Origin of the sequence: Pseudotamlana agarivorans, from assembly GCF_018860245.1 — a bacterium.
GTDB lineage: Bacteria > Bacteroidota > Bacteroidia > Flavobacteriales > Flavobacteriaceae > Pseudotamlana > Pseudotamlana agarivorans_A.
In genome coordinates this window covers 1-7,651 of record NZ_JAHKPD010000021.1, presented here as the reverse complement: position 1 = coordinate 7,651, position 7,651 = coordinate 1, and the positions used below count along the sequence as shown (strand labels likewise).

General features: G+C 30.6%; 10 protein-coding genes. All 10 read right to left on the bottom strand.

What is annotated here, in order from left to right:
• Positions 1-311: 311 nt before the first annotated feature.
• The 10 genes from KO493_RS14125 to KO493_RS14080 all read right to left on the bottom strand — a co-directional run bounded on the left by KO493_RS14125 (position 312) and on the right by KO493_RS14080 (position 7,514).
• The gene (locus KO493_RS14125; RefSeq protein WP_216068633.1) at positions 312-848 is read right to left on the bottom strand and encodes a YcxB family protein; all 537 of its coding nucleotides are present in this window, start codon (positions 846-848) and stop codon (positions 312-314) included.
• A 779-nt stretch (positions 849-1,627) separates the two neighbouring features.
• Complete coding sequence (locus tag KO493_RS14120) at positions 1,628-1,915, bottom strand: helix-turn-helix domain-containing protein (RefSeq protein ID WP_216068632.1); 288 nt, start codon at positions 1,913-1,915, stop codon at positions 1,628-1,630.
• Entirely contained in the window at positions 1,912-2,253 is a 342-nt protein-coding gene (locus KO493_RS14115) for a type II toxin-antitoxin system RelE/ParE family toxin (protein WP_216068631.1), read from the bottom strand. Before KO493_RS14115 ends, KO493_RS14120 begins: the two co-directional genes overlap by 4 nt.
• Positions 2,254-2,536: 283 nt before the next feature.
• The gene (locus tag KO493_RS14110; protein ID WP_216068630.1) at positions 2,537-3,523 is read right to left on the bottom strand and encodes a hypothetical protein; all 987 of its coding nucleotides are present in this window, start codon (positions 3,521-3,523) and stop codon (positions 2,537-2,539) included.
• Positions 3,524-3,738: 215 nt separating this feature from the next.
• A complete protein-coding gene (locus KO493_RS14105; RefSeq protein ID WP_216068629.1) occupies positions 3,739-3,978 on the bottom strand; it encodes a hypothetical protein in 240 nt (79 codons plus the stop codon).
• A gap of 2 nt (positions 3,979-3,980) precedes the next feature.
• A complete protein-coding gene (locus KO493_RS14100; protein WP_216068628.1) occupies positions 3,981-5,228 on the bottom strand; it encodes a hypothetical protein in 1,248 nt (415 codons plus the stop codon).
• 291 nt (positions 5,229-5,519) lie between these two features.
• Positions 5,520-5,822 (bottom strand): type II toxin-antitoxin system RelE/ParE family toxin, encoded by a 303-nt coding sequence (locus KO493_RS14095; protein WP_216068627.1) that lies wholly within the window; start codon positions 5,820-5,822, stop codon positions 5,520-5,522.
• On the bottom strand, positions 5,819-6,061 hold the full coding sequence (locus tag KO493_RS14090; RefSeq protein ID WP_216068626.1) for a type II toxin-antitoxin system ParD family antitoxin: 243 nt from the start codon (positions 6,059-6,061) through the stop codon (positions 5,819-5,821). Before KO493_RS14090 ends, KO493_RS14095 begins: the two co-directional genes overlap by 4 nt.
• 255 nt (positions 6,062-6,316) lie before the next feature.
• On the bottom strand, positions 6,317-6,880 hold the full coding sequence (locus tag KO493_RS14085; RefSeq protein ID WP_216068625.1) for a hypothetical protein: 564 nt from the start codon (positions 6,878-6,880) through the stop codon (positions 6,317-6,319).
• 178 nt (positions 6,881-7,058) lie between these two features.
• A complete protein-coding gene (locus KO493_RS14080) occupies positions 7,059-7,514 on the bottom strand; it encodes a hypothetical protein (RefSeq protein ID WP_216068624.1) in 456 nt (151 codons plus the stop codon).
• Positions 7,515-7,651: the final 137 nt, after the last annotated feature.

Genomic DNA, 7,651 nt, shown 5'->3' with positions numbered 1-7,651 from the left:
CTCTTTCATTGAGGGTTAATCGCTTATATTTTTTTGTGTCCATACAACAAATCTAAAGTTTTGATTTGTTGCGTTAAGTTATTGAATTCTGGTTCTCATTTTTTTTATTGTTGCCAACGTTGATGTGTATGCAACGTAGCGTGTAAAAAGGTAAGATTTTTAAGGATAAAACAGAGCTAAATTTTTAATTTTGTTTTTAACTTGTCAAAAGTAAAAGCCAAATTAAAAATTTGGCGGACTCGGCAAACAAGCAAAAACCTCTGGGAAAGCCTAATTTAGCTATGTTTTATACACGGTGTTGCCATTAGTACTTATTTCCATTCCCAATTCAGTTCATCAATATATTCAGCTCCGAATTCAGTTACACGTTTCTTTAATTTCGTTTGGTTTTCAATCGAGTATTTTGGAATAATTAAAGATAATCCAGTTGTCAATTTAATAAAGAAATGGTCTTTTGTTTCAATCAATTCCTTTAGTTCAGTTCCATTTATTTTACTTTCAGAAGTAAAGTCTTTCACATTCAAGAAATTTTCGTCAAAGTCAATTTCCACAGGCTTGTTAATCCTATTCTTATAATTTTCTTCAATGTGTTTTTTGAAATGTCTTTTATAATTCCATTTGGCATACATTGGATAAAAAGCAAACCATAATAAACCCAAAGAAGCTATTATTCCGCCAATGCTATTATTTTCATTTTTATAGGCAAAATAAAGTCCTATCAATGTATATAATATAAAGACTATATATCTAGAACGAAAACGTTTCTTTTTCTGTGATTCCGATTTTGAAGAAGTATATAGCTGATATTCTAAAAAATCCAAGTTAGTAAGTAAGTAGTTTATTTTCATTTCGGTATTAATGGCAACGGTCTCATGTAAGGTGCGTTGCGACTAAGAAAGTAGGATTTCCGTTTGGAAATCCGAAGTTGGATAGAAGTACTACACATTAATTTAACGCTAAAGTAAGCAATGGATTTTACATATTGTTAGCCCACGTTTAGTTTATTCAGGTTTAGATCCGCATTATTAATCACATTTTTAACTGATTTTGCTTCGCGTTTAGAGTTGCCGTGTAGATTTTTAATCCGTCGCAACAGTTTCGTTTTGCTATTAACTAAAACCGCTTGAGTAATCAGAGTTTTAAACCATAACTATTTAACAGACTAATATGCCGTCCAGCTTATTAGTCCGTCGCAACAGTTTCGTATTGTTAGGGTCAGAAATCGGTTGAGTGAGTATAATCCGTTGCGCTATATTTTAAATTTCTGTTTTCGCTTCGATTCCAGGAGGTAATAGTTATTTAATTTTTTTGTTAAAATTAAATTTTTAGAGAAAGAAATTAAGGAATCTATGATAAGAATAGAGTAGGAGTTTGGAGAAAGTGTTTAAGGGACTAAATTTTGATGAGCCGAGTAAAAATGTGGGCTAACGTTCTCGGCTATGCTTAGTACGGGAATTGAAAGTAAATAATTCCCGTTTAAACAATTAGCCAAATCTTTTTATTTTGTTTTATCTTTTTCAGTAATAAAGCCAAATCAAAAGATTTGGCGGACTTTGCAAATACAGACTAACTTTTGAATCAAAAACCAAACCCGTATTAAGTATAGGCATTGTTGGCAAACGTTATTTTATATCTGTAGATTTAAATTTAGTTTAGCACCCAAAGCATTAAAAATGCGCATTACAGTTTCAAAAGTCACATTTCCAGTGCTGTTTTCAAGTCGAGAAATCTGTGCTTTTTTTACTCCAACTAATTCTCCTAATTGCTCTTGAGTCAGTTTTCGTTTTTTTCGGGCGGTTTTTATCATATCGCCAATCAATTCAAGTTTTAACTCAAATTCATATTCGTCTCTTTCTTCAGTTCCCTTTTTTCCAATTAAAAGGTCTTCTGCTTGGTCTAAAGTGTAACTTTTCATTTCTTTTTGTTTTTAAAGTATGTATTTCTGATTTTGTCAGCTTTGTCGATTTCTTTTTTATCCACTTTGCTTGTTTTCTTAATAATTCCGTGAGTAGCAAAAACTAATGTCTCGGTTTTATCATCCTTGTCCCAGAAGGCTAAAAGGCGATATTGTGTTCCAGAATATAAGGTTCTAAATTCCCAAATATCGTCAGTCAGTTTTTTAAAAAACTTTGGGTCAGAATGTTGTTCGGCTCTTCTTATATTTTGAAATATCTTTTTCCTTGCTTTTAGGTTTTGCTTTTCTACAAATTCAAAAGCTTCTTCAAGCAATTTCGTTTCAAATCGTTTTATCATTCGTGTTGTAAAATCAAATTTGATACAAATATAAATAAAGTTTCGTTAAATGTAAACTTTTGAGTGAGTTTTTAATGTTTGCCAACGTTCTCGGCTATGGTTAGTACGGGAATTAAAAGTAGTGAACTTTCGATTAAACACTTAGCCAAAACTTTTTATTTTGTTTTATCTTTTTTGTTCTAAAGCCAAATCAAAAAGATTTGGCGGACTTGGTTAAAAGATCTAAACTTTGGGTTAAGCACCAAAACCCGTATTAATTATAGCCCTTGTTGTAGCTAGTATTTTAATTGTCAATAATTAAACTGATTAATTTATAAGACTCTTTTATTGTACTGAATTTTTGAGAATCAAGAGATAATGTTTTTTCTTTTTTTATGATAATCCCAGGATGAACAAGATTCCTTGTCAATCTTAAAAAATGGCTAATATTATTTGTTTTAAAAGTGTATTTGTCAGATTCTATATTAGGTAACCATCCACATTTATCGCAAACTTTTATTAATGTATTCAAAGTCCAATCTACTGGATTCTTTGACTTTATCTGTTTATTTGGAATTCCCATTTTTTGAATAGCTGTTTGAATTTCAGTAGTGTTTCTCAAACATTTAATAATCATTTTAGTTTCTATGGTTGCTCCTAAAAGAATTGAAGAAGCTAAAAAAGCTTGATTTTTCTCACTTATTTCAGCTTCTTTTTGATAGACATTTGATAATTCAATAAGTCTTTCTATTTCGTCTTTATTATTTTTAGCGATATGTCCTTTTTGAGCTATTTCGTTAAACTCACTATTGTTGTTTACATACTGTTCATATATTTCCTTTGGCGCATATTTTTTATATAATAATTCAGTATTTAGGTCCAGTACTTTTTCATATTCATCGTTTAATTTTTTATACTCCGGTGGATATTCTTCGATAGTCCAATATTCATCATCATTAAGTCCGTGTTTCTTTTCTACTAAGCGCATTTTATCAGTAATCGGATTTAATTCAGAATCGTAAACATTATTTATCATTCTTGATTCAAAAATCAAACTTTCAATAGAAAATCGCTGATAAAAATAATAACCTTCTTTAGAAAGTTCTGAAGAATTGTATAATAACTCAGAAATTTTCAAAAAAAGTTTTGCTTTAGCTTCGTCATTACCAGAACCTTCATTTTTTAGATGTTTAAGTTCAATAACTAATTTTTTTGTCTCGTCTGAGCTTTCAGCTTTAGAAATAAAAATAGCTATAACGTCCAATAGTTCTTTGTTGGTTTTATCAATCACAGTCTAGTTTTTATATTAGCTACAACGTTGATGTGTATAGAACGTAGCGTGTAAAAAGGTAGTATTTTTAAGGATAAAACAGAGCTAAATTTTTAATTTTGTTTTTAACTTTCAAGCGTAAAAGCCCAATTAAAAATTTGGCGGACTTAGCAAATAAGCAAAACCCTCTCGGAAAGCCTAATTTAGCTATGTTTTATACATTTTGTTACAAAACGTTATTTTTTGAATATTTTATATACAAAGAAACCAAATAAACAGCCTAATAAACCGCCAACAATACCCATTAAGAAAGTTAATGCTATATCAAACTTATTGGCATTGTCCCAAAATGAAATATCACAGCCATTTAGACACATGCCTTGTGTTTCTGCAACCTTAAATAATACACCCACAATTGGAAAATAAATACCAATTAATAAACCTATTATACCAAATACAATAATATATATTTTCATGCCTATTCTTCAAATACGATACTTGGTTGGTAATTTTTTGTTTCGTCTCTTTCTTCTAATAAAATATGCATTTTTCTATTGTAATTCCATAACTTTTTTATCTTATCAGCAACTATTTTCCAGTTAGTGTTACTCGTTAAATCATCATAATCATCATCTTTAGATGCTTTTATAGCTCTTTCAACGGTGTCAAACGTATGCTCAGGTTGAATATAGCCAAAACAACCGTAAGAACCACCTAAGGCGGTTAATCCATTAGCTTTATAAGTTCCTCCTATATGTATCATCACTTCACTAGCCAAATTTTCATTAATCCTTGGCGAAGAAATTAGCGAACCATCTAATTTGTTTTGTGTTTTTAATGGTGTTGCAGGTATACTAGTTTTGCCAAACCTAGTTAACATAAAGGCATCTATATTACTAGGTACATAAGTTGTTGAAATTGGATTAGGATAACTAGGATACCATTTTGCACCGTACAAATTTCGTTCCCAACTATCAGGGACAAATGCTCTGTTCAATAAAACGTGTTCATCGCTTTCATTCTTACCCAAACTATACCAAGCATCCCTGGTTACATTAAAAGAAAATTGGTATTCTTTTTCTTCTCCCTTTACTAAAACTACTTGTGCTTCATATGTAGGCACAACAACCGCTGGTGTCCAAACAGCAAACTTTGATACGTCCATCCCCTTTAATTCTTGTATAGTAAAACCAGTTCTTTTATTAGTTATGACAACTGTAGGTATTACAATTGGGATATCAATACAAGCTTCTTTATCAGGCTTCCACACATATGCATAAATTTTAGTGTTAGCATATTTTTTATATTTGTATTTATAACATACATTTTTTTCCTCATCTAAATATGGGTTTTCTCCTTTTTTGTACTCTAGGTCTACAATCTCTCTGTCATCTAATTGTTCGGCGAACCAAATATGTTTTATTGGTGTAAAAGTTGATTCTTTGAATTTTGTAGCTTTGAAGATATAAGTTTTGTCAACTTCCATTTCTCCTACAAGTTCATTGTTTTCATCAAATGGCCCTTCAATTTTTTCTACTAAAGGTTTTGCAAATTTTAATGTGGCAGGTTTTTGAGCTGCTGGTGCTATTATTACATCAGGATCATCACACGTAATAGTTATGGATAATGTACTATATTCTTCTTTTATTCTAGGAGGATTTTCTTTTTCGTGAATAGTTATTTTGTCGTTAGCCATTTTTTTGAGGTTATTAAGCTTTAATTTCAACTAACGTCAAATTTACAGTAATTTTCTTACAATACAATATTATTTGTTATCTATAGGAATTAATCGGATTCTGATTTGGAGAATGTTTTGTAACGTTCTCGGCTATGCTTAGTACGGGAATTAAAAGTAATTAATTTCCGTACTAAGCACTTAGCCAAATCTTTTTATTTTGTTTTATCTTTTTTAGTACTAAAGCCAAATCAAAAGATTTGGCGGACTTGTCTAAAAGCTCTAAACTTTGGGTTAAGCACCAAAACCCGTATTAATTATAGCCATTGTTGTGTGCAGTTTTTATTTCAGTCGTTTTTTAATGTCCATTCTCTGATGTAAAACTCTAACAATTTCCACAATCTCATTATCCACTTTTCTGTAAAAAATCAGATGGGATTTGATTTTCGTAACTCTATAGTTTTTTCGAGTTTGCTCTGCGGATTTTCCAATCAGATAGTTGTCCGCAATAAATTCAATTTCTGCTATTATTAAATCGTAATATCTGTCTGCTTGTTCTTTAGACCATTTATTAAGAGTATAAATCCAAATTTTATCTAAATCCTCAATCGCTTGTTGGCTTATGCGATATTTGTTTTTACTCATAAGTGTTTACGATGTAATTCTTTCAGATGTTGTTTTGGGTCAAAATTTTCAACAAACCCGCTGTTTTCCCCAACTTCTAGAGCTTTAATCAGTTCTCTTTCTTTTTTTTCTTCACGTTCTAACAAACGTAATGCGGAACGAATTACTTCGCTAACCGAACCATATCTTCCAGAGTTTACTTCATCTCTGATAAAATCCTCAAAATGATTTCCGAGTGATATTGATGTGTTTTTTCCCATTTTAACTATAAATTTACTCAAATATACCAAATCTTGGTAACGCAGCCAAATTGCACACAACGTTGATGTGTATGGAACGTAGCGTGTAAAAAGGTAATATATTTTAAGGATAAAACAGAGCTAAATTTTTAATTTTGTTTTTAACTTGTCAAACGTAAAAGCCAAATTAAAAATTTGGCGGACTCGGCAAACAAGCAAAAACCTCTCGGAAAGCCTAATTTAGCAATGTTTTATACACGGTGTTGTGTGTAGTTTTTATCTTTCAGCTTGCTTGTTTTTCGGAATGTTGATTACTCCACAACCGTCAACTAACCATTTATTATTCACTTCTTCTATCCTCATATTAATAGAAAAACCTTTCCAAGTTTTAGCTTCCACAGTCAAATAATTTGAAATAGAGTCAAATTCCGCAAGTTTAAAACCGTCATCGGGATAATCTTGAGCGTCAAAAATCGGGTCGAATCCAAGTCCGTATTCAGGTTCAGATTTATAAGCATCTTCAATCATTTTTGTTAGTTCTTCTTTAAATTCTTGACTAACATCCTGATTAAAATTCACCCATTTAACGATTCCTATTTGTTCTTTCATTTTGTTACAATTCACAACATAGTCGTTGATAAATTTCAACGCAACATATGTTTTTGATGTTGTATCTTCTAATTGAACTTTAGTTTTCTCTTCGCTTAAAACGTTTTTTATTTTCGGTTCTTTCTTATTTTCAATTATAAGTCCATTATTTTCTTTGAAATCAGTTTTTTCTTTTTTGTCATTGCAACTAAAAGCTATTAGAATAAGAAGAATTAAATATAAATTTTTCATCAATTTCAAATTTCAGTTCGGTTTTTCTTAAATTACACACAACGGTTACGTATATGGAAAGTTGCGTGTTTGTGTGCGAGGATTTTCCGAAGGAAAATCAGAAGCTAGCAAACAAAGCAACTCACATTGGTTAAGCACAAAATAGCAATTTTTTATATACAATGTTGCCAGTAGTTTTTTATTTTTTCAATTTACTAGTAATCTCATTATTCTCAAAAATCAGATAAAAAGAATATGCAGAAGTGACTTTTCTGTCTAAACTTTTTGAACTTGCAGGTTCTATGTAAGGTAAATTTTCTAGAACATTTTGGCTTAAACTTTCTAATTTTTTATTATTTGATTTGTTTTCCATTATTGTGCTTGAACCATCAATTTCTATTCTGATTGCAACCTTTAATGTATCTTTAGTTAGAGTAAGATTGTTTTTTTTAGCGTTTTTAGAAATCAGTTCTTGAATACTATTGGTCAGACAAAATTCTTTTTCAATCCAATCTTTATAGGTTTCACAATTTGGAAATGTTGGTATCTCTGAAAGTTCTCTCGTTAAAGTCTTTTTTGGTTTTGATTCCACAACCTTTTTCTGTCCACAGTTTGATAAAAATAGAATTAGAAAAAGAGTTAATATTGATTTCATATGTATGTTTTTCAAATTACTGGCAACGTGTTTGTGTATGATTTCGTTGCGTGTTTCAGCAACTAATTTAGCAAATACAAACCGAATAGAAAATCCGCGAGGATTTTCGTAAGTAGGCGAGTATTAGCAATGAATTA

Excerpts from the sequence above, each read along its gene's own strand:
- KO493_RS14115 (WP_216068631.1), bottom strand. The coding sequence starts at position 2,253 with ATGATAAAACGATTTGAAACGAAATTGCTTGAAGAAGCTTTTGAATTT.
- KO493_RS14105 (WP_216068629.1), bottom strand. The coding sequence starts at position 3,978 with ATGAAAATATATATTATTGTATTTGGTATAATAGGTTTATTAATTGGT.
- KO493_RS14085 (WP_216068625.1), bottom strand. The coding sequence starts at position 6,880 with ATGAAAAATTTATATTTAATTCTTCTTATTCTAATAGCTTTTAGTTGC.
- KO493_RS14125 (WP_216068633.1), bottom strand. The coding sequence starts at position 848 with ATGAAAATAAACTACTTACTTACTAACTTGGATTTTTTAGAATATCAG.
- KO493_RS14090 (WP_216068626.1), bottom strand. The coding sequence starts at position 6,061 with ATGGGAAAAAACACATCAATATCACTCGGAAATCATTTTGAGGATTTT.
- KO493_RS14080 (WP_216068624.1), bottom strand. The coding sequence starts at position 7,514 with ATGAAATCAATATTAACTCTTTTTCTAATTCTATTTTTATCAAACTGT.
- KO493_RS14120 (WP_216068632.1), bottom strand. The coding sequence starts at position 1,915 with ATGAAAAGTTACACTTTAGACCAAGCAGAAGACCTTTTAATTGGAAAA.
- KO493_RS14095 (WP_216068627.1), bottom strand. The coding sequence starts at position 5,822 with ATGAGTAAAAACAAATATCGCATAAGCCAACAAGCGATTGAGGATTTA.